Raw genomic sequence first — 25,844 nt, 5'->3', positions numbered from 1 at the left:
TCTGCTTACTTTTTCCCGCATGTCGCTTGTGTTGCCGAATATGTGCAGGCGTATGACGCCACTACTGCGGTCGTGGCCTTCACATTCAAACGTTTGGATAGCCAGCGCCCCTGTCCCAGAAACACGCAAAACAAGTGCATTTCAACTCGACGGACACATGCCTGCTTTTGCAGACTGGTTTGAAGCCGTGAAGTGGTGTCTGGGAAAACGGTTTCACATGTAAGAAAGCAACGGTCTTGCGTTGCTGACTATTGTGCTGAGAAAACTCTTAAAGTGTGTCAGCAATGAAACGATTGACGTGTAGGGTTTTGACTACGCGTGATGAGAGGATTCGTATCATGTCGTGTCAGATTCTTGATGAATCTGAATTTGGTGGCGCGTTGCGTTCACGTTTGACGCATGCGGCCATGGTGCTGAGGCGCGAAGTGCTCAGCAGCTTTCGAACGCGTTGCGCCAATGATTCATGCGCGCGTTGGTGATCGGGCCGTCGTAACTAATTACGTCGAAACGGCAGGGCTGTTGCGCGCGTTTCGGATGGGCGGCGAGCCACAGTTCTGCGGCGGCGATGAGGCGAGCTTGTTTGCTCGCGGCGACAGAAATGGCGGCGCCGCCATGAGTGGCGTGGAGCCGGTGGCGAACTTCTACGAAGACAACGGTGCCGCCTTCGAGCATCACTAGATCAAGTTCGCCGTAACGCGTGGTGTAGTTGCGATCGAGCACAACGAAGCCTGCGCGTTGGAGTTCCGCGCAGGCGCGTTCTTCAAAAGCGGCGCCAGCCGCGCGCATCAATGCTGCGTGGCAGGCTGTTCGGTCGGCGGCTGCTGCGGGGTGCCGGTCGCATCAGTCGGCGGTGCCAGTGCGGGCGCGGTGTCCATCTGCAAGCTGCCGTTGATCGGATGGGCAAGGCCATCCTGGAACTTGGCCCATACCAATACACGTCGAATGCGACCGAACTGATCCGACGTCAGCTGTCCGCTCGCGCCCGGTAGGTAGCTGCCCGCGTGTGCGCGCAGCCAGTCGAGGTAGGGCGCGAGGTTCCACGCGTCCATGCCAAAGGCGAATAGGCGCGCGGAGGTGCCTCGTGCGGCGGGCAGCTGTGAGGCGACGTCGGCGTGGTTGGGCAGGCCCGGCTGCGCATCGAACATCCACGGCGCATCGCAAAATTCTACGCCTTCGAGGTCGCGATTGGCGCTGGCGTCATCCGTGCCGGCATAGATATGTGAGGTGCCGAACACCGGCAGGTTCACACGGGCGAGTTTGATCTGCGGCAGCAGCAGACGTGCCTGCTGGGGGCGCATGCTGATGAACAGGCCCGTGTTGCTGCTGGTGCTGGGGTCACCGTTGTCGGTGGGCATGCCGAGGCCGGAAATGGTGGAGGCAAAGTTGACCCCGCTGCCAGCCAGATTGCCGGTGCCGGCCACTTTTCCGCCGCGCGCTTCAAACTCGGCCTTGAACGATTTGGCTGCACGCTGCGCGAAATCGTCGCTGCTTACGATGACGAAGGCGTTGGTGATACCGCCTTCCGACATGTGATCGGCAGCTTGCGCACCTTCGGTTTCCGGCAGCAGGCCAAACTCGCTGACGCCATTGGAGGGCAGGCTCTTGTCGTCCGGATGGTTGAGCGCAAGCAGCGGCACGGGCAGCTCTGGCAGGCTGAACAGCGCGGACACCTCGCCGCGGGTCAGCGGACCAATGACCAGTTGCGCGCCATCGGTCACCGCCTGCTGGTAAGCCTTCACTGCACCATTGGTGGTGCCACCGCTGTCGTAGATGCGTACAGGCGGACGCGGTGTGTGGTTACGCGCGGAATCGGCATAGGCCGAAAAAAAGCCTTCCCGAATCGCCGTGCCCGCCACTGCAAGATTGCCGCTGGTCGGCAGTAGTAGGGCGATATGGGCGGGCATCTTGAAGCCCTCGCGCACGTTGGCGCCTTCGCCCGGGATCATGGTGCCCACTTCCTGTTCGAGCGCGGGCGCCGGACGTGCCACAGCCACACCGAGCTGCGTCAGCGCTTCGTTGACCCAGGGCAGCATGCGATCGCTCGGCTGCATGGCTGCAGCGCGTTGCTTGAGCGGGTCAACGCCAAGTTTGCTGAGCAGGGAGACGATCTCCTTGCGATTCTGCGCTTGGTCCAGACCGCTCAATTGAGCATCCATCTCTACGCGCGAGCGCGCGGCACCCCACAGATCGCCGGTTTGCTGCATCGCCTGGGAGCGCAGCTCCAGCAGTCGTAGCTGGAGTGCGGGAGGTACGCTGATGTTGGGTTGGGTCGTCAGTTGCAGGGCGCGCGGTGCGTTGTGTTGCTTCAGCGCCCACTCGGCCTGCAGTAAGTCGAGTCGGGAGGGCTCGTCATCGGTGAGGCGCTGGCGGCGGATGCCATCAAGCAGCGGGGCGGCGCGATCAAGCTGGCCTTCCTGGCGGTAGGCCTCGGCGGCAAGCAGTTGATAGTGATCGCGGTTGCCGCCGGTCTGAGCCAGTGCGAGATACGCCTGGGCGGCTTCATCGAACTTGCCCTGCTGCACCAAGGCATCGGCTTGCTGGCTGGCCGCGATTTCGGCGGGCGACTTTTGCGCTGCCGGTGGTACGCAACCAACGAGTGCAAGAGAAATCAGCAGGGCAACGCCTGCGGCGCGATACAAGCGCATGGCCAAATCCCTTCGAGCTTTTTTGACGACGTGGTGGAGCGGATGGGCGATGATAGCCCATTGGCTCGCCGCACTAATGTCCAGGAAACAGCAAGATGTCACAGATTCAGCCCGGCCTGCTATGGGTGGTCGCCACGCCGATCGGTCATCGGGATGACTTTTCCGCGCGTGCTGTGGAGACCTTGCGTTCAGTTGCGGTGATTGCCGCTGAGGACACCCGGCACAGTCGACCCTTGCTCATGCATTACAACATCGGCACGCCGCTCGTGGCGCTCCACGAGCACAACGAGCGCGAAATCGTCGATGCCATCGTTCGTCGTTTGCTGGGTGGTGAATCGGTGGCGCTGATTTCCGATGCGGGTACTCCACTTATTAGTGATCCCGGGTTTCGTATGGTGCGCGCGGCTCGCGCGGCGGGCATCCGTTGCGCGCCAGTGCCCGGTGCTTGCGCGGCCATTGCGGCGCTTTCCGTGGCTGGATTGCCCAGTGACCGCTTCGTTTTTGAGGGTTTTCTGCCGCCCAAGACGGCCGCGCGCCGTACGCGCCTGCAGGAACTTGCGGGCGATGCGCGTACGCTGATCTTTTACGAGTCTTCGCATCGCGTGGCCGAAAGCCTGGCCGATATGCGCGATGTGTTTGGTGAAACGCGCGAAGGCGTGCTGGCGCGTGAGCTGACGAAATTGTTCGAGACTGTCATCGATGTGCCGCTCGGTGAGCTAGCGGCTCGCGTGGCCAGTGACCCGAATCAGCAGCGCGGCGAGTGCGTGATTCTCGTCGCGGGGCGTGGCGAAGAAACGGATGCGCGCGAAGCGGAGGGGCGGCGTGTGTTCGCCATCCTGCGCGAGGAACTGCCGCCGGCGAAGGCGGCCAAGCTGGCGGCGGCGATCACGGGCGCGCCGCGCAAGCTGCTCTATGAGGGTTGATGGGGCCTCAGGCCGGCATCGCCCGTAAAAAGCCCGATTCTCATGGGGCTTTGCTCGCTGTGTTCCTTTAGAATAGGCGGTGGAGTCGGCCGGACAGTCGCGTCGCGCGCAAGCGCATCGAGGAAAGTCCGGGCTCCATAGGGCAAGGTGCCAGGTAACGCCTGGGCAGCGCGAGCTGACGGCCAGTGCAACAGAGAGCAGACCGCCGAACGGCGCCTTCGGGCGTGCGTGGTAAGGGTGAAAGGGTGCGGTAAGAGCGCACCGCGTGCGGGGCTAACGCCGCATGGCACGGTAAACCCCACCTGGAGCAAGACCGAATAGGGGAACGATAACGCGGCCCGCGTTGTTCCCGGGTAGGTTGCTGGAGCCTGGCGGTGACGCCAGGCCGAGAGGAATGACTGTCGCGCCGCAAGGCGTACAGAACCCGGCTTACAGGCCGACTCCACCTCCTTCACAACCGATCGTCACCGTCGCGCCCCAGTCGGCGCGGCGGTGACGGTTGCGTCTGATGCGCCATGAATGGCGATTCATGTCCGGGCGCTTTCCAGGCGCACGGAAGCATGACGGATGGCACGGTCGTGGAGCAAAAAATCCTAGCCATTCAAACACCTTGGGGTATTTCCTCAGAAATGGCTGGAATTACTGCCAGATCACCGCCTTTCTCATTGATTCACAAGAAAAATTTCCTTGACAGTCTCAGGGGGCGAGACTATCGTGGGTTCCTGTGTGAAATCGTGGGAATTAGTGGAGTCTTAGCGTCGTGTTCCAGGGCGAAACCGCCATCACCGTTGACGACAAGGGCCGGCTGGCCATACCGACCGCGTATCGCGAGTTGGTGGCCGATGCCTGCGCCAATCGTCTGGTGATCACCTACAACCCCTTCGAGTCGGGCTGCCTCTGGCTGTTCCCGTACGCGGAGTGGGAAAAGGTGCGCGACCAGGTCAACGCACTTCCCAAGGTCAAGGCGGCGCATCGCGACATGCAGATGAAGCTGGTGGGTGCCGCGGCCGTTGTCGAGCCCGACTCCGCCGTGCGCATCCTGCTGCCGGCGAGCCAACGAGCGACCACGGGCATCGAGAAGAAGGCGGTTCTGCTGGGCATGGGCAACAAGTTCGAGCTTTGGAGCGAACTGGCGCACTTGGCCAAGATCCGCCAGACCATCGGCGAAGACGAGATCACCAACGAGATGGCGGAGCTGCAGCTGTAACCGGCAACGGTGGCGGCGGGCGGTGGAGTGAACGGGACGCGAGCGGGAGTGCGGCGGCATGGCCGAGCAGTTGAAGCACATCCCGGTGATGCTGGGTGAAGCAGTGGAGGGTCTCGCCGTGCAGGCTGGCGGGCGTTATCTCGATGGCACCTTCGGACGCGGCGGCCACGCTCGCGCCGTGTTGTCGCGCCTGGGCCCCAATGGTCGGTTGTTGCTGATGGATCGCGACCCCACCGCCATCGCCACGGCGCAGGCCGAGTTCGCCAGCGATCCGCGCGTGTCCATCCGCCATGCCAATTTTTCCAGCATGGCTGAGTGGGATGAGACCGCCGGCGGTCTTGACGGCATCCTGCTCGACCTCGGCGTGTCCTCACCCCAGCTCGATGAAGCCGCCCGCGGCTTCAGTTTCATGGCTGACGCACAGCTGGACATGCGCATGGACACAACGCAGGGCGAAAGCGCTGCGGACTTCCTCGCCCATGCGTCGGAAAAAGAGATCGCCGATGTGCTGTGGAACTATGGCGATGAGCGCTTCAGCCGCAAGATCGCTCGCGCCATTGTCGAAGACCGCACTGAAAACCCCATCACGCGTACCGGTCAACTTGCGGCGCTGATCGAGCGCCTGATCGGTCGCCGTGAACCCGGCAAGCATCCAGCCACCCGCAGCTTTCAGGCCCTGCGCATCCGTGTGAACGGCGAGCTGGAAGCGCTTGAGCATGGCCTCAACGCGGCGCTGGATCTGCTGAAGGTGGGTGGTCGCCTGTCCATCATCAGCTTCCATTCGCTGGAAGATCGCGCTGTGAAGCTGTTCATCCGCGACCACTCCGGTCGCGTGCAGGGCAGTCGCCGCGGTCCGCCGGTGGTCGCCGCACCTGCCCGCCTTGCTGCTGTTGGCAAGGCGCAGTTCCCGTCGGAAGAAGAGCTGTCCGTCAATCCGCGCGCCCGTTCGGCGGTGCTGCGCGTGGCGGAGAAGCTCGCATGAAGGTACTCGGCGGCCTCTTCATGTTCATCCTGATCGCGGCGGTGCTTTCCAGCGCCATTGCCGTGGTGTGGACGCGCCATGAGAGCCGCGTGTTGTTTGTCGAGCTGACTCGTCTACAGAATCAGCGCGACGACCTCAACATTGAATACGGCAAGCTCGAGCTGGAGCAGGCTACCTGGGCCGAACCGCGTCGCGTGGACGACGAAGCGCGCCAGGTGCTCGGCATGGTCAATCCCAAGCCGCAAGACATCCAGTTGGTGCGCCGATGAAGCCGCGTCCGCGCACATCTTCTTCGTCCCGCCGCCACGCTGCAGCTCCCAGCGCGCGCCGTCGCATGTTGCTGGTGGGCGCCGTACTCGCGGTCGCCTCGCTGGCCCTGGTGGCCCGCGCATTCGATATGCAGGTGGTGCGCAAGGACTTCTACCAGAATCAGGCTGACGCCCGCATCCTGCGCGAAGTGCCGATTGCGGTGTCGCGCGGCACCATTTTTGATCGCAATGGCGAGCCCTTGGCGGTATCCACGCCGGTGGTGTCGATCTGGGCCAATCCGGCGGAAGTGCTGGACAACGAGGACAAGCTGCCGGCGCTGGCCAAGGCCATCGGCATGGACCCGGATGCGCTCAAGCAATATCTGGCGCAGCGCTCCGAGCGTGAGTTTGTCTACCTCAAGCGGCAGATGCCGCCCGATGCTGCGCAGGTGGTGCTGGATCTGGCGGTGCCGGGCGTGAATGGACAGCGAGAGTTCCGCCGCTTCTATCCGTCCGGCCCGGTGACGTCGCACGTGCTTGGCTTCACCAACATCGACGACCACGGCCAGGAAGGCTTGGAGCTGGCCTTCGACGACTGGCTGGCCGGCAAGGAAGGCCGCAAGCGCGTCATCCGCGATCGCCAGGGCCACGTGGTGGAAGACCTGGACCTGGTGCGCGCGCCGCAGCCGGGTCGCGACATCACGCTCAGCATCGACCGCCGCATCCAGTTCCTCGCCTACAACGAACTGAAGAACACCATCCAGCAGTCGAGCGCCGACTCTGGCTCGATGGTGATCATCGACGTGCGTACGGGTGAAGTGCTGGCCATGGTGAATTGGCCGACCTACAACCCGAACGCCCTACGCGGCAGTGATCCGTCCAGTCGGCGCAACCGCGCGATGACCGACGTGGTAGAGCCAGGCTCTACCATCAAGCCGGTCTTGATGGCCGCTGCACTGTCCAGCGGCAGGTACACGCCGACCGGTCCGCTGGTCGATACCGGTAACGGTCACTTCTTCTATATCCGCAAGGACATTCGCGATACGCACTCGAACGGCATGCTGTCGCCCACAGGCATCATCGCCAAGTCCAGCAACATCGGTGCTGCCAAGGTAGCGCTGACGCTGGATACCGGCCTGATGTATGACACCTATCGCGCGTTCGGCTTCGGCGCCAGTACCAACAGCGGCTTCCCCGGCGAAGCATCCGGCTATCTCAGGCCGGGCAAGAGCTGGGGCATGCTGGAGAAGGCGATCCTGGCGTATGGCTATGGTCTCAACGTGACGCCGCTGCAGCTTACAAATGCCTACGCCACCATTGCCGACAACGGCGTGATGCACTTGCCCACGTTCGTGAAGGGCTCGGATAACGAAGCCAAGCAGATCATCGATCCCAAGATCGCCAACGAACTGGTGCAGATGATGGTGGCGGTGACGCAGCCGGGCGGTACAGGCGCGCCGTACGCATGGATTGCCAACTACGGCGTGGCCGGCAAGTCGGGAACGGCGCACAAAGCGACGGCCGGCGGCTATTCCAGCAGCAATTACAGTTCCGCCTTTGCGGGCATCGTACCCGCATCCAATCCGCGTCTGGCGGCGGTGGTGATCGTCGACAATCCGAGGAAAGGCAGCTACTACGGTGCGCTGGTTTCCGGTCCTGTGTTTTCCAAGGTTCTGGATGGCGCACTGCGGCTTCTGGACGTGCCGCCGGACAACATTGGCCGCTGGTACGTCGGCGGACCTTTGCAAGGACAGAACGGCCTAACAGGAAGCAAGCCGCCCGCTGTCGAAACCGTAGATGACGCACCGGTCGATGAGACTCCCCAATGACCGCGCGCCTTGATCAGCTACTCAAAGGCATCGCCGAGACCCCAGGTGTCGGCGATATCGTCGTTTCAGGGCTTACGCTTGACTCGCGCCAAGTGCGTCCGGGTGATGCCTTCTTCGCTCTGCGCGGCACGCGCGAGCATGGCATTGCCTTTGCCCGTGGCGCTGTCGAGCGCGGCGCGCGCGTGGTGTTAGCCGAAGCACCGGCGGCGCATGTCGAGGGCATCGACGCGCCGGTGCTGTGGGTGGATGGCCTGCACGGCAAGGTCAGTGAGATCGCCTCGCGTTTCTTCGGTCGCCCATCCGAATCGCTGCGGGTGATCGGCGTGACCGGCACCAATGGCAAGACCTCAACGGTTCAGCTGCTGGCGCAGGCGCTGGAACATCTGGGCCATCGTGCCGCCACCATCGGTACGCTGGGCGCCGGTCTGCATGGCCGACTCCAGGAAGGCGAGCGGACCACGCCGGATGCGATCAACGTGCAAGGCCTGCTGGCCTCGTTCCGCGATGACGGCGCGACGCACGTGGCGATGGAGGTGTCCTCGCACGCGCTGGAGCAGGGACGCGTGGCGGCGGTGGCGTTCGATGTTGCCGCTTTCACCAACCTCACCCGTGATCATCTGGATTACCACGGCAGCATGGAGGCCTACGGCGACGCCAAGGCCAAACTGTTCGCATGGTCCACGCTCGATGCCGCCGCCATCAATATCGATGATGCCTTCGGCCGCACGCTGGCGCATCGGCTGCCGCAGGGCGTACGCGCCTTGTGCCTGAGCGCTGAAGGCGACCTGGACGCCGACGTTCGCGCCACCCACGTGGTCACTTCGGCGGAAGGCCTTGCCTTCGCCCTACAGACGCCGTGGGGCAGTCACGACATCCGCAGCCGTCTGCTGGGCCGCTTCAACGTAGCCAACCTGCTTGCTGTGATCGCCTGCCTGGGCGCACTGGGTGAGCAGTTCGAGCGCATCGTGTCTGCGATCGAGGTGCTGGAGCCGATCAACGGTCGCATGAACCGCCTCGGTGGTGTTTCCGACTTGCCACTGGTGGTCGTTGACTACGCCCATACGCCGGATGCGTTGGAGCAGGCGCTTAACGCGCTGCGTGCGCACTGCGACGGCAAGCTGATCTGCGTGTTTGGCTGTGGCGGCGAGCGTGATGCAGGCAAGCGTCCGCAGATGGGCGCCATCGCCGAACGTCTGGCGGATCGCATCGTCGTTACCGACGACAATCCGCGCGGCGAGGACGGTGACGTCATCGTCGCGCAGATCGTGGCCGGGCTGAGCCAGCCCGACATGGTCATCGTGGAGCGTGATCGGGCGAAGGCCATCGAATTCGCGCTGTCCTCGGCCCAGCCGGGCGACGTCGTGCTGATCGCCGGCAAGGGTCACGAGACATATCAGGAGGGCGCGCATGGCAAGCGCCCGTTCGACGACCTGGCCGTTGCGCGTCAGGCGCTGGAGGTACGCGCATGATGCGCTTGAGCACCATCGCGCTTTGGACTCGGGGTCGCCTGGTGGGTGGCGATGTGGATGTGACCGGCGTGTCCATTGATACCCGTAAGGTGCAGGCCGGCGATCTGTTCGTCGCCATCAAGGGCGAGCGCGTTGACGGTCACGACTTCCTCGCCGATGCGCAGGCCCGCGGGGCCATTGCCGCGCTGGTAACGCGTAAGGTCGATTCCTCGCTGCCGCAGGTGGTGGTGGATGACACTGCGTTGGCGTTGGGTGACCTGGCGAGTGCGGTACGTGCGCAGAGCAATGTGCGCGTGATCGGCATTACGGGTTCCAACGGCAAGACCACGGTGAAGACGCTAACAGCGTCCATTTTGTCGCGTCACGGTCGCACTCACGTCAACGCCGGCAACTACAACAACGAACTGGGTCTGCCGCTCACTCTGCTGACCATGCCGCAGGACACCGAGTACGCCGTGCTCGAGATGGGCGCAGGGAAGCCGGGTGACATTGCCTATCTCGCCGCCATTGCACGGCCTGATATCGGCCTCGTGAATACCATTGCGCCGGCGCATCTTGAGCGCATGGGTAGCGTGGAAGGCGTGGCCGAGACCAAGGGCGCGCTGTATCAGGCGCTGCCGGTGGACGGCGTGGCGATCATCAATGCGGACGATGCATTCGCTAGCTTCTTCGCGGGGCTTGCCGGCTCGCGTCGACAGCTGCGTTTTGCGCTCAGCCACAAGGCCGATGTGGGTGCCGACATCGTCGATCAGCGCGTGGATGGCTCGCACTTCGTGCTGAGCACCCCGGCTGGTGATGCTGATGTGCATCTGCCATTGGCGGGCCGCCACAACATCGCCAACGCGATGGCGGCTGCGTCGATCGCGCTGGCGCTTGGCGTGCCGCTCGACACCATTGTGGAAGGCCTGGAGCAAGTGCCGGGCGTGGCCGGGCGTCTGCAGCTCGAGCACATGCCGGGTGGCTGGACGTTGATCGACGATAGCTACAACGCCAACCCGGGGTCGGTTGGCGCCGCCATCGACACGCTGGCGCTCGCCGAGGGCGAACGCTGGCTAGTGCTGGGCGACATGGCGGAGTTGGGTGATAACGCCGCCGCGCTTCACGCGGGCATCGGCGAGCGTGCCCGCAAGCACGGCATCAATCGCCTGTTCGCTGTTGGCCCGCTCAGCGCATCGGCGGTGAAGGCGTTTGGAGAGCACGGCGAGCATTTCGCCGACAAGGCGGCGCTCTCGGCGGCGCTCAAGCAACAACTGCATGGCGGCGTCACGTGCCTGGTCAAGGGCTCGCGTTCCGCCGGCATGGATCAGGTCGTTGCCGCACTTCGCGACAACAAGGGAAAAGGGGAGGGCGCATCCGATGCTGCTTGAATTCGCAGACTGGATGGCACGGCACTTTACCGCCCTGCACCTGTTCCAGTACATCACGTTCCGCACCATCATGGCCGCGCTTACCGCATTGGCGATGTCGCTGCTGTTTGGTCCTGCGCTCATCCAGAAACTGGCGGATCTCAAGGCCGGACAGGTGGTACGCAAGGACGGCCCGCAGACGCATCTGTCCAAGGCCGGCACGCCGACCATGGGGGGCGTGATGATCCTGCTCGCCGTGACGGTTTCGACCATTCTGTGGACCGATCTGCACAACCGCTACGTCTGGCTGGTGCTGGCCGTGATGTTGTGCTTCGGCGTGATCGGTTTTTACGACGACTACAAGAAGCTGGTCTTGAAAGACAGTCGTGGCCTTGCGTCGCGCTGGAAGTATTTCTGGCAGTCGGTGTTTGGCCTCGCCGCCGCGCTGTTTCTCTATTACACGGCTCCGCAGGCGACGGGTGTGGCGCCCGTGGCGGAAACGGCCTTGTACGTGCCGCTCTTCAAGCAGGTGGCGATTCCGCTGGGCATCCTGTTCGTGGTCGTTGCCTACTTTATGATCGTGGGCTTCTCCAACGCGGTGAATCTCACAGACGGCTTGGATGGCCTTGCCATCATGCCGACTGTGCTGGTTTCCGGCGCGCTGGGCGTGTTCGCGTATCTCGCGGGTAACCGCCTGTTCTCCGAATACCTGGGCATCCCGTCGATCCCCGGCGCGGGTGAGTTGGCCATCTTCTGTGGTGCGCTGTCAGGCGCAGGGCTGGGTTTCCTCTGGTTCAACACCTATCCGGCGCAGGTGTTCATGGGTGACGTTGGCGCGCTGGCCATCGGCGCGGCTCTGGCGGCCATCGCGGTGATCGTGCGCCAGGAGATCGTGTTGCTGGTGATGGGCGGCGTGTTCGTGATGGAAACCGCCTCGGTGATGATCCAGGTGGCTAGCTTCAAGCTGACGGGCAAGCGCGTGTTCCGCATGGCGCCCATCCATCACCACTTCGAGCTCAAGGGCTGGCCTGAGCCACGCGTGATCGTGCGCTTCTGGATCATCAGTGTCGTGCTGGTGTTGATCGGCCTCGCCACGTTGAAGGTGCGCTGACATGATCTTCGACGCCACCCAAGCCAAGCGACGACAAGGACCCCGCGGCAGTTTCGACATGCCGCTGTTGATCGCGCTCGTCGGTCTGGCTTGCGTCGGTGTCGTGATGGTCGCGTCCAGTTCGATCGCGGTGGCTGAGAGTCAGCACATCGGCGCGTTCTATTTCCTCAAGCGCCACCTGTTGTTCCTGACGTTGGGCGTGGTCTTGGCCAGCTTCGCCATGCGCACCGAGCTGAAGCTGCTGGAAAAGCATGCTTATTTACTCTTCGGTGGCGCAGTTGCCTTGCTGATGCTCGTGTTTGTGCCAGGCATTGGCATGAGGCTCAACGGTGCACACCGTTGGCTCAACTTCCGCATCACGAGCTTCCAGCCAGTAGAAGCGGTCAAGTTGATCTTGGTCATCTACACCGCCAGCTATTTGGTGCGCCACCGCGAAAGCGTGGAGTCGAGCTTCTGGGGCCTGTTCAAGCCAATCATGGTGGCGGGCATGTTTGTGGTGCTGCTGCTGGCGCAGCCGGACTTCGGTTCGGCCACGCTGATGATTGCGGTGACCATCGGCATGATCTGGCTGGGTGGCGCCAAGCCTGTCTATCTCGGTGGCATGGGCCTGCCGGTGGTAGCGCTGCTTTGGTTCGTGGCGAAGTTCGAGCCATACCGCATGCGTCGCCTGACCTCGTTTGTCGACCCCTGGGCCGACCCCTTCAACGACGGATTCCAGCTGACGCAGTCACTCATGGCGATCGGCCGTGGCGAATGGACAGGCGTCGGCTTGGGTTCGAGTGTGTTGAAGCTGTCGTACCTGCCCGAAGCACATACCGACTTCATCTTTGCCGTGATCTCCGAGGAGTTCGGCCTCGTTGGCATCCTGGTGGTGATGGGGCTGTTCGCCCTCACCGTAGGGCGCGGTCTCATCATGGGCGTCAAGGGCATGGAACTTGGCCAGCGTTTCGCCGGTTACGTGGCTTGCGGCATCTCGCTGATGATCGGCCTGCAGGCGATGGTGTCCATTGGCGTGAATCTCGGCGCATTGCCCACCAAGGGCCTGACCTTGCCACTGATCAGTTACGGTGGCTCGTCAATCGTGCTTACTTGCGCGATGGCGGGCGTGCTGTTGCGTACCACCTACGAGATCAACCGCGCCATCGATGCGCGCCAGATGGCTGCGCGCATGCCAGCCAGCGCGGTGCCCGATGCGAACATAGCCGCCGCCCCCGGGCGTGAGGCGGTGACCGCATGAGTGAGCAGCGGCCCGTGCTGATCATGGCTGGCGGTACCGGTGGCCATATCTTTCCTGGCCTTGCCGTGGCCGAGGCGCTGCGTGCACAGGGCGTTCCTGTGGTTTGGTTGGGCGCAGAAGGTGGCATGGAAACCAAGGTGGTGCCAGCGCACGGCATTGAACTGGTGACCGTGCCGGTGGGCGGCTTGCGCGGCAAGGGCTTGAAGACGCGCTTGATGGCGCCGCTGATGCTGGCGCGAGCGCTGTTCTCTTCGTTGTCCGCATTGCGCAGGATCAAGCCGCGTAGCGTGCTGTCGATGGGTGGCTACGTAGCCGGCCCTGGCGGTGTGGCAGCACGCATGACGCATCGTCCGCTGCTCGTGCACGAACAGAACCGCGTCGCGGGCTTCACCAATCGCAAACTCGCGGGTCACGCGCAGCGCGTGTTGGAAGGCTTCAGCGATACATTGCCCAATGCCGAATGGGTGGGCAACCCGGTGCGTAGCGCCATTGCCGCCTTGCCGGCGCCGCGCGAACGCATGGCCGGTCGCGAGGGCCGCCCACGCCTGCTGGTGTTGGGTGGCAGTCTCGGTGCACGCGCGCTCAACATCGCCCTGCCGCAGGCGCTGGCGTTGATGTCACTTGCCCAGCGTCCGGAAGTGCTGCACCAGTGCGGTAACCGCGGTATCGACGAAGCACGCGCAGCCTATGCCAAGGCCGGCGTCGAGGCACAGATCGTGCCCTTTATCGAAGACATGGCTGGCACGTACGCGTGGGCCGACCTGGCCGTCTGCCGTGCAGGCGCGTTGACGCTGGCCGAGCTCACGGCTGCCGGGCTCGGCGCCATGCTTGTGCCGTTCCCTTATGCGGTGGATGACCACCAGACCCGCAATGCGGAGGCGCTGGTCGCCGCGCATTCGGCCGAATTGATTCAGGAGAAGGATCTGGACGTACAGCAGTTGGCGCAGCGCCTGGAAGCGCTGTTGGATGATCGCGAGCGCATGATCGCGATGGGTGAGGCTGCGCGCACGCTAGCCAAGCCTGATGCGGCGGAAGTGATCGCCCGTGCCTGCGTGGAGGTGGCCGCATGACGCCGCGTCGCCTGCTTGCGCACGAAGACCTGATGACCACCTTCCGCCGCGTGCACTTCATCGGCATTGGCGGTGTAGGCATGAGTGGCATCGCCGAAGTGCTGCACAACCTTGGCTATGCCGTGTCGGGCTCTGATCGCTCTAACTCGCCGACGGCACAGCGCTTGGCGAGCCTGGGTATCGTCGTCCATGTGGGCCACGAGGCCGGGCACATTGGCGATGCCGACGTCGTGGTCACGTCCAGCGCCATCCGTTCGGACAACCCGGAACTGCAAGCCGCGCGTGCTGCGCGCATACCGGTGGTTCCGCGCGCGGAAATGCTGGGCGAACTGATGCGCTTCCGTCGCGGTATCGCCATCGCGGGCACGCATGGCAAGACCACCACTACCAGTCTCGTCGCCAGCGTGCTGGCCGAAGCCAACTACGATCCGACGTTCGTGATCGGCGGCCAGCTCAATGCCGCAGGCGCGAATGCGCGCTTGGGCACGGGCCAGTACATCGTCGCCGAAGCCGATGAGTCGGACGGATCGTTCCTGATGTTGTCGCCGGTGATTGCCGCGATCACCAACATCGATGCGGATCACCTCGAGAACTACAACAACGACTTCGCGCAGGTAAAGAAGGCGTTTGACGACTTCCTACATCGCTTGCCGTTCTATGGCCTTGCCGTGCTGTGCGTGGATGATCCGGAAGTGGCCGCGCTGGCCAAGTCCACCACGCGCCGCGTGATGACCTATGGCATCGATGCCCAGGATGCCGACGTGCGTGCGAGCAACCTCTCGCAGCATGGTTTCGAGATGCATTTCGACCTGTGGCTGCCGGGCCGCAACGACGCATTGCACATCAAGCTCAACCTGCCGGGCCATCACAACGTGCTCAACGCACTGGCTGCAGCCACCATTGGTTGGCAGCTGGGCGTGGAGGCCGAGGCGATTGCGCATGCGTTGCAGAACTTCCAGGGTGTAGGCCGTCGCTTCCACCGTCGTGGCGAGATCGCGCTGGACAAGGGCTCGGTGCTGTTGGTCGACGACTACGGCCATCACCCGCGCGAGCTCGCTGCCGTGTTTGCGGCTGCGCGTGGCGGTTGGCCAGATCGCCGCTTGGTGGTCGGCTTCCAGCCGCATCGCTACAGCCGCACGCGCGACCTGCTGGACGATTTCGCCAACGTATTGGCCGAGGCCGACGTGCTGGTGCTGACGGAAATCTACGCGGCGGGCGAAGCGCCGATTGCTGGTGCCGATGGCCGCGCGCTGGCGCGCGCCGTGCGTGCACGCGGCAAGGTTGATCCGGTGCTGATTGATCATCCTCGCGACTTGAAGGACACACTGCCCGCGCTTCTGCGCGACGGCGATCTATTGCTGTTGCTCGGCGCCGGTGACATTGGTGCGGCAGCGGTGGAGCTGGCTAATGCCGGCAACCTGAGGACGAACAAGTGAGCAAGACGATGACCGATCCTGCACAGTTTGGCCGCGTCGCCGTCGTCTTGGGCGGCAGCTCGGCCGAGCGCGAGGTGTCGCTGGATTCTGGCCGCAACGTGCTGGCCGCGTTGCAGGCCCGTGGTGTCGATGCTCATGCGATCGATGGCATTCCAGCGCTGCTGGACGCCGTGCGCGCAGGTCACTTCGCGCGTGTGTTCAACATCCTCCACGGTGGCGGTGGTGAGAACGGCGAGCTGCAGGGTGCGTTGCAAGCATTGCGCGTTCCCTTCACCGGCTCGGGCGTGCTGGGTTCTGCGCTGTCGCTGGACAAGGTCCGCGCCAAGCTGGTGTGGCAGGCGCTTGGCTTGCCCACGCCGAAGTTCAAGGCGCTGCCGCGCGGTGCAGACGTGCACGCCGCCGCCCGCGAGATCGGCTTCCCGCTGATCGTGAAGCCGGCCTGGGAAGGCTCGAGCGTGGGCGTCACGCGTGTATTCAAAGAAGAAGACCTCGACGCCGCCGTGACGCTGGCACAGAAATACCCCGGCGACATGCTGATGGAAACGCTCATCGAAGGTGGCGAGTACACCGTCGGTATCCTCCATCGGCAGGTGCTCGCCAGCATCAACATCGTGCCCAAGGGCGAGTACTACGACTACAACGCCAAGTACGTCGCCGAGGACACCCAGTACATCTGCCCGGGTCTACACGGTGACGCCGAACGCGAAATGCAGGAACTTGCCCTGCGCGCGTTCGATGTGTTGGCGTGCTGGGGCTGGGGGCGCGTGGACATCATGCGTGATAAGCAGGGCCGCAACTGGCTGCTGGAAGTGAACACCGCACCGGGCATGACCTCGCATTCGCTGGTGCCCAAGGCGGCGGCGGTGGCTGGTATTGATTACCAGACGCTGTGCTGGCGCATTCTCGAAACGAGTTTCCGGGAGGACGTGTGAGGGGAACCGTCCGCCTCATTGCCTGGGTTTTGGCCATTGCGCTCGTGGCGCTGCCGATCGTCGGCGTGCTGCGCGGATGGTTTGCGGCCAATCGTTGGCCGGTGACCCAGCTGATGGTGCAAGCCGAGTTCAAGCATGTGACCGAGGACGAGCTCCGCGCGGTCGTCATGCCGCGTCTCGGCAAAGGGTTCTTCGCGCTCGATATCGATGGCGTGCAGAAGGCCGTGGCCACGTTGCCCTGGGTGGAGTCGGTAGAAGCGCGCAAGCGCTGGCCCGATACGTTGATCTTGCGCATCTACGAGCGTCAGCCGTTCGCACGCTGGAACGAGAAGCAGCTGATCAGTCGTCAGGGCCTGGTATTCGACGTGCCGGATGTGTCCGCCAATACCGATCTTCCGGACCTGCGTGGTCCTGACGCACGCCTTGCCGAGGTGGTGAGCTTCTATGCGGAAACGCAGAAGGCCTTCACCAACACCAAATTGAAAATCACTGGCGTCTCGCTGACCGAGCGCGGCAGCTGGAGCCTCACCACGAGTAGCGGTGCGCAGATCATCATCGGTGATCGCGATCAGGCCGGTCGCCGCCTGCGCCGCTTCCTCGATGTCTATCCACAACTGATGGCGGGCCATTCCGATGGTTTCGCCTATGCCGATCTTCGTTATACCAATGGATTTGCCGTTCGATGGCCGCCCCAGGCGAGCACCGTGAACGCTGGAGGCTCCCCCCGCACATGAAGACCAAGAACGACAAGCAACTGGTGGTCGGCCTCGACATCGGCACCTCGAAAGTGGTGGCGATCGTCGGCGAGTACGAACCGGGTGAGCCGATCGAAGTGATCGGCATCGGCACACATGTGTCACGCGGCATGAAGCGAGGCTCGGTGGTGGATATCGAGTCGACCGTGCACTCCATCCAGCGCGCCGTGGAAGAGGCCGAGCTGATGGCGGGCTGCGATATCCGCTCAGTCTATGCATCCATTTCTGGCAGCCACCTGGAAACCAAGAACTCCCACGGCACCGCGCCGATCCGCGATCGCGAAGTGACGCCGGGTGACCTGGAACAGGTGCTGGAAGCGGCGAGCGCCGTGGCGATCCCGGCTGATCGCAAGGTTCTTTATAAGGAGTCGCAGGAGTACCGCATCGACGGCCAGGACGGCATTCGCTCACCGGTGGGCATGAGCGGCGTGCGCCTAGAGGCGAGCGTGCATCTGGTCACCGGCGCAGCGGCAGCGGTGCAAAACATCAGCAAGTGCATCCAGCGCTGCGGCCTCACCGTCGATGAGCTGGTGCCGTCAGCAGTGGCCAGCGCCAAGTCTGTGCTGACCGATGACGAACGCGAGCTGGGCGTGTGCTTGGTCGATATTGGCGCGGGCACCACCGACATCTCCATCTATACGCAGGGCGCGATCCGCTACACCAAGTCGCTACCGGTGGGGGGTGATCAAGTCACCAACGACATCGCCTATGGCGTACATACGCCGACCGCTCATGCGGAGGAGATCAAGATCAAGTACGCCTGCGCGTTGGCGCAGCTGGCCCATGCCGAAGAAACCATCCAGGTGCCGAGTGTGGGCGATCGCCCGCCGCGCCGCCTGGCTCGCCAGTCGCTGGCGCAGTCGGTGCAGGCGCGCTACGAGGAAATCTTCGAGATGGTGCAGGACGAGCTGCGCCGCTCCGGCTACGAGAGTCTGGTGGCGGCGGGTGTGGTGCTCACCGGCGGTGCTTCGCGCATGGAGGGTGCGCTGGAGCTGGCCGAGGAGATCTTCCACAAGATGGTCCGCGTCGGCGTGCCGCAACACGTCTCGGGCCTGGGCGAGGTTGTCGCTAATCCGCTTCACTCCACCGGCGTTGGCCTGCTGCTGCACGGCGCGCGCTCCGGCGGCATGCGCGTGAGCGGGCCGAGCGGCGGCAGCGTGGGTGGCCTGGTCGACAGGCTGCGCGGTTGGATCACCAAGAATTTTTGATTTTCGGATGGGGCAGGAAGCCCCGTCCAGGACGAATGGATATTCGTCCACCACCAAGGGGCGACTGGAATGTCGACACCTGCGGTTACAACGACAACGAAGCTCTACGGAGGACGGGAAATGTTTGAACTGATCGAAAAACTCGCACCGAATGCAGTCATCAAGGTCATCGGCGTGGGCGGCGGTGGTGGCAACGCCGTGGCTCACATGCTCAATGCAAACATCGAAGGCGTCGACTTCGTCGTCGCCAACACCGACTCACAGGCCATGAAGGCCTGTGGCTCTCGCACGCACCTGCAGCTTGGTGCCAACGTAACCAAGGGCCTGGGTGCCGGCGCTAACCCGGAAGTGGGTCGCCAGGCTGCGCTGGAAGACCGCGAGCGCATCGAAGAGATGCTCGAAGGTGCCGACATGGTGTTCATCACTGCCGGCATGGGTGGTGGTACCGGCACTGGCGCTGCGCCGGTAGTGGCCCAGCTGGCCAAGGAAAAGGGCATCCTTACGGTGGCCGTGGTCACCAAGCCGTTCCCGTTCGAAGGCCGCCGCCGCATGCAGGTTGCCGCCAAGGGTATCGAAGACCTGTCGCAGCACGTCGACTCGTTGATCACCGTGCCGAACGAAAAGTTGCTTTCGGTGCTGGGTCGTGAAGTCACGCTTCTTAATGCGTTCAAGGCCGCCAACGACGTGCTGCTTGGCGCCGTACAGGGCATTGCTGACCTGATCACCGCCCCGGGCCTGATCAACGTCGACTTTGCCGACGTACGCACGGTGATGTCCGAAATGGGCATGGCGATGATGGGTTCGGGCACCGCTCGCGGCGACGACCGCGCACAGGCCGCCGCGGAAGCCGCCATCAACAACCCGTTGCTGGAAGACGTCAACCTCAACGGCGCCTGCGGCATCCTGGTGAACGTCACCGCGGGACCGAACTTGACCATGCGTGAGTTCGACGAGATCGGCCGCATCATCCACGACTTCGCCAGCGAAGACGCCACTGTGGTGATGGGTACCTCGCTCGACCCGGAAATGCAGGACGACGTGCGCGTCACGGTCGTGGCCACCGGCCTCAACCGCGCGACCGCCCGCCAGACGCAGCGCCCGGTCGTCACCCAGCAGGTGGAGATACGTCAGCGTCCGCGTCCGGTCGTGCTGCGTACCGGCACCGGCAACGAAGTGGTCGACTACGCCCAGCCCGAAGTCACCATGACCAGCCGAGTTGAGGCCAGCAGCCAGGCCAAGAGCGCTGATCCGAGCTTCGACTACCTGGACATCCCGGCTTTCCTGCGCCGCCAGGCCGACTGATAAAGCTGACAGGGCAAATAATTTGAAGAAAAATTGAACAAACGGCCGGTTTCACTTGTCAGTAACGAATCGCGCATGGGATCCGCCTCGGCGGAACCCTTGTCCGAGCCCGCTTTCCCTGCCTTTTGAGGGCAGAGGGCGGCTTGTCTGACGCTGTTCCGGTGCTCGTTCTTGAGATGTAGGGCCATGCTTCATGGATGAGCATGACCGGCCTGGAAATGATTTCCGCGGCCGGTCCGACGCCCCGAGACCGGATCCCGTCCCGGTCTTGGGGCGTTGCGCTTCATTCAAGTCATTGAAAGTGCTTGGAAAAGTACTGATCGCCCCACGAATGGATTTCATTCGTGAATGAAAGGAACATGAAAGGGTGAACAGTGTGTGTGGCGCGGATCGCCTTTTCACAGGTTAAGACTGTGTTAGCATCCGTTCCCTAATTTGGCTGCTGCCCCTTACAGGTACCAAAAAAATGATCAAGCAGCGTACGCTCAAGAACATCATTCGCGCCACAGGCGTCGGTCTGCATACCGGCGACAAGGTGTACATGACGCTTCGCCCCGCCGCCCCGAATACGGGCATCGTGTTTCGTCGTACCGATTTGAATCCGCCGGTCGAAATCCACGCGCGCCCCGACAACGTCGGTGACACGCGTCTGTCGACCACGCTCGTCAACGGCGATGTGCGGGTCTCGACGGTGGAGCATCTGCTCTCCGCGATGGCCGGCCTCGGCATCGACAATGCTTACGTCGATCTTTCCGCGCCGGAAGTGCCGATCATGGATGGCAGCGCGGGTCCGTTCGTGTTCTTGCTGCAGTCTGCCGGCATCGAAGAGCAGAACGTCGCCAAGCGCTTCATCCGCATCAAGAAGCCGATCAAGGTGCAGGATGGCGACAAGTGGGCGAGCTTTGAGCCGTTCGAAGGCTTCAAGGTTGGTTTCTCGATCGAGTTCAACCACCCGATCATCAGCAAGCGCACGTCGCGTGCCGAGATCGACTTCTCCACGACATCGTTCGTGAAGGAAGTGAGCCGCGCCCGTACCTTCGGTTTCATGCGCGACATCGAGATGCTGCGCGAACATAACCTCGCACTCGGCGGTTCGATGGACAACGCCGTGGTGCTCGACGACTACCGCGTGCTCAACGAAGATGGCCTCCGTTACGAGGATGAGTTCGTCAAGCACAAGATCCTCGACGCGATCGGCGATCTCTACCTGCTTGGCCACAGCCTGGTTGGTGCCTACTACGCCCACAAGTCGGGTCACGAACTCAACAATAAGCTCCTCCGTACCCTGATGGCCGATGCCTCTGCCTGGGAAGAGGTCAGCTTCGCGGACGATCCGGCGACCTCGCCGATCTCCTATGCCCACCCGGCGCAGGCGATCTGATCGTTCCGCCGATCAGCTAAGTCCTCGACAAATCTGAACAAACTGAACGGCCGCGTCCAAAAAGACGCGGCCGTTTGTTTTGTGATATATCTCGCGCTTTCTCTCGGCAGCTGTTCACGTACTGATGACATCGGGGTCTGTCAGGTCCGTGGGGGCGTGGTATAAACCCATACGCACCGATCGAAGGGTCGGTGTCAGGGATGTATCGCTTTTGAGTACGTCGGAGCCCAGAGTCAGCGGGTTTCGTCGGATTGGGAATCAGAAACTTCGGCGACGGACGCCAACTCAAGGAACAGTTCCCGTAATTCGGGGTCTGTGGTTGAGGCCGCGGCGGCTCTCAGGTGAGAGGCGGCGGCTGGCGAAAGCGGTTTTGACCGATCCGGCACGATGTCTACCGGTAGAGGGGGGGCCACTTTCACGGTGACTGAATTGGCGTACGTGCCTACGGCGCGTGCGGTCGAGAGGATTTGTGCCTGGAGTAGGCGCAGCCTGGCGGCCAGAGCCGATGACGGAGCCAAGAAAATAAGACGGCCGTCTTGCAGGTTGGCGAAACGAACTTGCTCGCGGAGTGGTGACGGTAACGTCTGGCGCAGTGCGCGATCCAATGCATCCAGCTTCCGGGCCTTGCGAGCCAGTGAAGCAATGGGGCCAAACTCGGTGATGGCTTTTAGTCCAGAACCGGTGCGGCGAGAGGGTTTTGGAGCGTCGCGCTGCATGGATGCCGACATCTTCTGACGTAGAACAACATGCAAATCATACTTGTGTCCCGCACCAAAAAGGTGCCCAAAACTTTCAATCTCGCCGACCGGCGCCTGCGCTATCGCCTGATGGGGGCGGCTGCTGCGGCGATCCTGGGGTGTGCGGGATTGGGCGGCGCGGTGGCCATGGTCGCGGCCAGCCCGCATGACCGGGCGTTGACGGAGATCCGTCGGCTTCGTCAGCAGGTGCAGCAGCAGAACGATCAGCTCGCCGGTATCCGTAAGGATTCCCAGCGCGACATCGATGCACTGGCCGTAAAGTTGGGTCAGCTTCAAGCACAGTCCACCCGTCTCAATGCCTTGGGCGAGCGCCTGACCCAGGTCGGCAAGCTCGACGATGGCGAATTCAATTTCGACGAACAGCCGGCGGTCGGTGGTGTGGAGGATGCGTCGGACAGCGGGTATTTGCTGCCCCAGAACCTGGATACCAGCATCAATCAGCTCGCCAACCAGTTCGACAGTCAGCAGGCGCAGCTTTCAGCGCTGCAAAGCCTGCTGCTGGATGCCAAGATCGAGTCCAATCTCAAGCCCACTGGGATGCCGGTCGAGGGCTACATTTCCTCCTACTTCGGTGGCCGGCCCGATCCGTTCAGCGGGCATAGCGCTTACCACACGGGCCTGGACATCTCCGCTCCCAAGGGGACGCCGGTCCACGCCGTGGCCGAGGGCATGGTGACCTACGCCGGTGACCGCACCGGCTATGGCGAGGTCATCGAAATTGACCACGGCAACGGCTACATGACTCGCTATGCCCACAACAGCAAGCTCGAGGTCCACCCGGGCCAGCGCGTCCACGTGGGTGACGTGGTGTCCGAGGCGGGCTCTACCGGCCGCTCGACCGGTTCGCACGTGCATTTCGAGGTCTGGTACAAGGGCCGCGTGGTCAATCCGCTGGCTTTCGTGAAGAACCATCGCTGAGCCGCGTCCCAAGGGCGTCCGATGGCGCCCTTGAAAGCCTTTGTGCCCGACGCCACTCCATGGTCGGGACGATGATTTAGGGGAGTGCGCGGTGGTCGCCCGTCAGGGAGAACCACGTTGCGACGCTGGCAGGAACCTGCGGCGGCAGGGCGTTTGGGATAGCCGGCTGACCCTAGTATCATCAATCCTTTCGTCCTGCCCGGATTTGCCGTGGCAGGCGTTCACGAATCCTGATCCGGAAGATCGATGCTCAACCGTGCCCTGACGAGCCTTTTCGGTAGCCGCAATGAACGCGTGCTGCGCCAGCTCTCCAAGAATGTCGCGCGCATCAATGCGCTGGAACCCGAGTTCGAGAAGCTGAGTGACGACGCCCTGCGCGGCAAGACCGACGAGTTCAAGCAGCGCATCGCCGCCGGCGAGTCGCTGGACAAGGTCCTGCCGGAAGCCTTTGCCGTCGTGCGCGAGGGCGCCAAGCGCGTGCTCGGCATGCGCCATTACGACGTACAGATGATCGGTGGCATGGTGCTGCATTCGGGACGTATCGCCGAAATGCGTACGGGTGAAGGCAAGACCCTGGTCGGCACCCTGCCGGTGTACCTCAATGCGCTGGAAGGCAAGGGTGTGCACGTAGTCACCGTGAACGACTATTTGGCTCGACGCGACTCGGCGCAGATGGGCAAGCTGTATGGCTTCCTGGGCTTGTCCACGGGTGTGGTTTGGCCGGGCATGGATCATTCGGAAAAGCACACGGCCTACTCGGCCGACATTACCTACGGCACCAACAACGAATTCGGCTTCGATTACCTGCGCGACAACATGGCGCTCAGCAAGGACCAGCGCTACCAGCGCGGTCTGCACTACGCCATTGTCGACGAGGTCGACTCCATCCTGATCGACGAAGCGCGCACCCCGCTGATCATTTCCGGCCCGGCCGAGGATTCTCCGCAGTTGTACCTCGCGGTGAATAAGATCGTCCCGAAGATGATCCGCCAGGAGAAGGAAGACAGCACGGGCGATTATTTCGTCGACGAGAAGCAGAAGCAGGTGCACCTGTCCGAAGAGGGCATGTCGCACGCTGATGAACTGCTGCGCCAGGCCGGTGTGATCGATGCCGATAGCGGCTTGTACGATTCCAAGAACTTGGCCGTCGTGCACCACCTCAACGCGGCACTGCGTGCCAACGCCATCTACCACCGCGACGTCGACTACATCGTTCGCGACGGCGAGGTGATCATCGTGGATGAATTCACCGGCCGCACGCTGGCGGGCCGTCGCTGGTCCGACGGTCTGCATCAGGCGGTGGAGGCGAAGGAAGGCGTGCCGATTCAGCGCGAGAATCAGACGCTCGCCACGATCACCTTCCAGAACCTTTTCCGTATGTACAAGAAGCTGGCCGGCATGACCGGTACAGCTGATACGGAAGCTTACGAGTTCCAGCAGATCTACGGCCTGGAAGTGGTGGTGATCCCCACCCACAAGCCGATGATCCGCCAAGATAATCCCGACATGGTTTTCCTTGCCCAGAAGGCCAAGTACGGCGCTGTGATCGAGGACATCAAGGATTGCCACAAGCGCGGCCAGCCTGTGCTGGTGGGTACCACGTCCATCGAGGTATCCGAGCTGTTGTCGGATCTGCTGCGTAAAGAAAAGATTCCGCACGAGGTACTCAACGCCAAGCAGCATGAGCGCGAAGCGCACATCGTGGCCCAGGCGGGCGCGCCGGGTTCCGTGACCATTGCCACCAACATGGCGGGTCGTGGTACCGATATCGTGCTGGGCGGCAGCCTGGAGGCGGCGTTGGCTACGTTGCCGGAAACGGCGACCGACGCCGAGCGGGCCAAGGCCCGGGCCGAGTGGAAGAAGCTGCACGAGAAGGTGCTGGAATCTGGCGGCCTCCATATCGTGGGCACTGAGCGCCACGAGTCGCGCCGTATCGACAACCAGTTGCGTGGCCGCTCGGGTCGCCAGGGCGACCCGGGCTCCTCGCGCTTCTATCTGTCACTGGAAGACAACCTGCTGCGTATTTTCGCCGGCGATTGGGTCGGTCGCTGGATGCGCATGTTCGGCATGAAGGAAGAAGATGCGCTGGAAGACCGTATGGTCAGCCGCCAGATCGAAAAGGCGCAGCGCAAGGTCGAGCAGCACAACTTCGACATCCGCAAGCACCTGCTGGAGTTTGACGACGTTGCCAACGACCAGCGCAAGGTGATCTACAGCCAGCGCGACGAACTGCTGGTGGTGGACGATGTGTCGGACGCCATCGCTGACATCCGCGACGACGTGGTCACCGACTTGGTGCGCCGCTACGTGCCGGTCGACAGCATCGACGAACAGTGGGACCTCGCCGGTCTCGACCGCGAGCTCGAAAGCGAATTCGGTTTGTCGCTCAGCCTGAAGACCTGGGTCGATCAGCAGCATGAGATCGACGACAAGATGATCCTCGAGCACGTGCGCGAAGCCGTGGAGCAGCTGTTCAAGGCGAAGGAACAGCAGATCGGCAGCGACACCATGCGTCAGCTCGAAAAGCACATCATGCTGAGCGTGGTGGATAACGCGTGGAAAGAGCACCTGGCGAGCATGGATTACCTGCGTCAAGGCATCTATCTGCGCGGTTACGCACAGAAGCAGCCGAAGCAGGAGTTCAAGCGCGAGTCGTTCGAGCTGTTCTCCAGCATGCTTGATCGCATCAAGTCCGAAGTGGTGCAGATGCTGGCGCGTGTTCGCGTTCGCAGCGAAGAAGAAGTCGCCGCGATGGAAGCCGAGCAGCAGCGTCTTGCCGACCGCCTGCAGCGTCAGATGCTGGCCAGTGGTGGCGGTGCGCCAGTCGCGGCGCTTGGTGCCGATGCCGAGGCGGTGGCTGCCGGGAGCATGTCTGCGCCCGTGGGTGGACCGGAGCAGGATGGCCCGCGCGTGGGCCGCAATGATCCGTGTCCTTGCGGGTCGGGCAAGAAATTCAAGCATTGCCACGGTCAGCTGAACTGATACGAGAAACCCCGCTTCGGCGGGGTTTCTTTTTGGCGTTGCTGCTGGCGAGAGACGGGATTTTCGTTCGTTACATCAGAGCTCGGTGCTGAAGTGCATTGACTG

General features: G+C 62.9%; 21 protein-coding genes and 1 other RNA gene. 19 read left to right on the top strand and 3 right to left on the bottom strand.

The features are described from left to right. Nucleotides 1–429 precede the first annotated feature (429 nt). Both DyAD56_RS11655 and DyAD56_RS11650 read right to left on the bottom strand, forming a co-directional pair. A complete protein-coding gene (locus DyAD56_RS11655) occupies nt 430–786 on the bottom strand; it encodes a YraN family protein (protein WP_102302933.1) in 357 nt (118 codons plus the stop codon). Further along, on the bottom strand, nt 786–2,645 hold the full coding sequence (locus tag DyAD56_RS11650) for a penicillin-binding protein activator (RefSeq protein WP_102302932.1): 1,860 nt from the start codon (nt 2,643–2,645) through the stop codon (nt 786–788). Before DyAD56_RS11650 ends, DyAD56_RS11655 begins: the two co-directional genes overlap by 1 nt. Before the next feature lie 95 nt (nt 2,646–2,740). Between DyAD56_RS11650 and rsmI the strand changes: the two genes are divergently transcribed. From rsmI to lpxC, 17 genes are all read left to right on the top strand, one after another. After that, a complete protein-coding gene (gene rsmI, locus DyAD56_RS11645; protein ID WP_102302931.1) occupies nt 2,741–3,568 on the top strand; it encodes a 16S rRNA (cytidine(1402)-2'-O)-methyltransferase in 828 nt (275 codons plus the stop codon). A gap of 81 nt (nt 3,569–3,649) precedes the next feature. After that, nucleotides 3,650–4,016: RNase P RNA component class A (rnpB, locus tag DyAD56_RS11640), an RNA gene on the top strand. Between the two features lie 312 nt (nt 4,017–4,328). Further along, nucleotides 4,329–4,775, top strand: coding sequence for a division/cell wall cluster transcriptional repressor MraZ (gene mraZ / locus DyAD56_RS11635; protein WP_102302930.1), 447 nt, complete (start codon nt 4,329–4,331; stop codon nt 4,773–4,775). Between the two features lie 58 nt (nt 4,776–4,833). Next, a complete protein-coding gene (gene rsmH / locus DyAD56_RS11630) occupies nt 4,834–5,757 on the top strand; it encodes a 16S rRNA (cytosine(1402)-N(4))-methyltransferase RsmH (protein ID WP_102302929.1) in 924 nt (307 codons plus the stop codon). Then, nucleotides 5,754–6,026 carry a cell division protein FtsL gene (ftsL, locus tag DyAD56_RS11625; protein WP_074545733.1) on the top strand — a complete coding sequence of 91 codons (273 nt, stop codon included), beginning with the start codon at nt 5,754–5,756 and terminating at the stop codon, nt 6,024–6,026. Before rsmH ends, ftsL begins: the two co-directional genes overlap by 4 nt. Beyond that, the gene (locus tag DyAD56_RS11620; protein ID WP_102302928.1) at nt 6,023–7,834 is read left to right on the top strand and encodes a penicillin-binding protein 2; all 1,812 of its coding nucleotides are present in this window, start codon (nt 6,023–6,025) and stop codon (nt 7,832–7,834) included. The genes ftsL and DyAD56_RS11620 overlap by 4 nt, the downstream gene beginning before the upstream one ends. Further along, nucleotides 7,831–9,303, top strand: a complete 1,473-nt coding sequence (locus tag DyAD56_RS11615; protein ID WP_102302927.1) for a UDP-N-acetylmuramoyl-L-alanyl-D-glutamate--2,6-diaminopimelate ligase — start codon at nt 7,831–7,833, stop codon at nt 9,301–9,303. Before DyAD56_RS11620 ends, DyAD56_RS11615 begins: the two co-directional genes overlap by 4 nt. After that, nucleotides 9,300–10,670: a UDP-N-acetylmuramoyl-tripeptide--D-alanyl-D-alanine ligase gene (murF, locus tag DyAD56_RS11610; protein ID WP_102302926.1), complete on the top strand. Its 1,371-nt coding sequence runs from the start codon at nt 9,300–9,302 to the stop codon at nt 10,668–10,670. Before DyAD56_RS11615 ends, murF begins: the two co-directional genes overlap by 4 nt. After that, a complete protein-coding gene (gene mraY, locus DyAD56_RS11605) occupies nt 10,660–11,760 on the top strand; it encodes a phospho-N-acetylmuramoyl-pentapeptide-transferase (RefSeq protein WP_102302925.1) in 1,101 nt (366 codons plus the stop codon). The genes murF and mraY overlap by 11 nt, the downstream gene beginning before the upstream one ends. A gap of 1 nt (nt 11,761) precedes the next feature. Further along, nucleotides 11,762–12,997, top strand: coding sequence for a putative lipid II flippase FtsW (gene ftsW / locus DyAD56_RS11600; protein WP_102302924.1), 1,236 nt, complete (start codon nt 11,762–11,764; stop codon nt 12,995–12,997). Next, a complete protein-coding gene (gene murG, locus DyAD56_RS11595; RefSeq protein ID WP_102302923.1) occupies nt 12,994–14,067 on the top strand; it encodes an undecaprenyldiphospho-muramoylpentapeptide beta-N-acetylglucosaminyltransferase in 1,074 nt (357 codons plus the stop codon). The genes ftsW and murG overlap by 4 nt, the downstream gene beginning before the upstream one ends. Beyond that, a complete protein-coding gene (gene murC / locus DyAD56_RS11590) occupies nt 14,064–15,503 on the top strand; it encodes a UDP-N-acetylmuramate--L-alanine ligase (protein WP_102302922.1) in 1,440 nt (479 codons plus the stop codon). The genes murG and murC overlap by 4 nt, the downstream gene beginning before the upstream one ends. Beyond that, a complete protein-coding gene (locus DyAD56_RS11585) occupies nt 15,500–16,435 on the top strand; it encodes a D-alanine--D-alanine ligase (protein WP_102302921.1) in 936 nt (311 codons plus the stop codon). The genes murC and DyAD56_RS11585 overlap by 4 nt, the downstream gene beginning before the upstream one ends. Continuing rightward, a complete protein-coding gene (locus DyAD56_RS11580) occupies nt 16,432–17,169 on the top strand; it encodes a cell division protein FtsQ/DivIB (protein ID WP_102302920.1) in 738 nt (245 codons plus the stop codon). The genes DyAD56_RS11585 and DyAD56_RS11580 overlap by 4 nt, the downstream gene beginning before the upstream one ends. Then, on the top strand, nt 17,166–18,398 hold the full coding sequence (gene ftsA / locus DyAD56_RS11575) for a cell division protein FtsA (protein ID WP_102302919.1): 1,233 nt from the start codon (nt 17,166–17,168) through the stop codon (nt 18,396–18,398). The genes DyAD56_RS11580 and ftsA overlap by 4 nt, the downstream gene beginning before the upstream one ends. 120 nt (nt 18,399–18,518) lie before the next feature. Next, nucleotides 18,519–19,700: a cell division protein FtsZ gene (gene ftsZ, locus DyAD56_RS11570; RefSeq protein ID WP_102302918.1), complete on the top strand. Its 1,182-nt coding sequence runs from the start codon at nt 18,519–18,521 to the stop codon at nt 19,698–19,700. Nucleotides 19,701–20,166: 466 nt separating this feature from the next. Then, nucleotides 20,167–21,081 carry a UDP-3-O-acyl-N-acetylglucosamine deacetylase gene (lpxC, locus tag DyAD56_RS11565; protein ID WP_102302917.1) on the top strand — a complete coding sequence of 305 codons (915 nt, stop codon included), beginning with the start codon at nt 20,167–20,169 and terminating at the stop codon, nt 21,079–21,081. 233 nt (nt 21,082–21,314) lie between these two features. On the opposite strand, the gene DyAD56_RS11560 is transcribed toward lpxC, so the two are convergent. Beyond that, a complete protein-coding gene (locus DyAD56_RS11560) occupies nt 21,315–21,797 on the bottom strand; it encodes a DciA family protein (RefSeq protein WP_102302992.1) in 483 nt (160 codons plus the stop codon). Between the two features lie 30 nt (nt 21,798–21,827). Here DyAD56_RS11560 and DyAD56_RS11555 point away from each other — a divergent pair, with 30 nt between their 5' ends. Continuing rightward, nucleotides 21,828–22,757, top strand: a complete 930-nt coding sequence (locus DyAD56_RS11555; protein ID WP_102302916.1) for a M23 family metallopeptidase — start codon at nt 21,828–21,830, stop codon at nt 22,755–22,757. A gap of 246 nt (nt 22,758–23,003) precedes the next feature. After that, a complete protein-coding gene (gene secA / locus DyAD56_RS11550; RefSeq protein ID WP_102302915.1) occupies nt 23,004–25,739 on the top strand; it encodes a preprotein translocase subunit SecA in 2,736 nt (911 codons plus the stop codon). Nucleotides 25,740–25,844 lie beyond the last annotated feature (105 nt).

It is taken from the genome of Dyella sp. AD56 (genome assembly GCF_002878475.1).
Lineage (GTDB): Bacteria > Pseudomonadota > Gammaproteobacteria > Xanthomonadales > Rhodanobacteraceae > Dyella.
The sequence above is the reverse complement of the archived record's forward strand: the minus strand, read 5'-3'. Positions and strand labels throughout refer to the sequence as shown.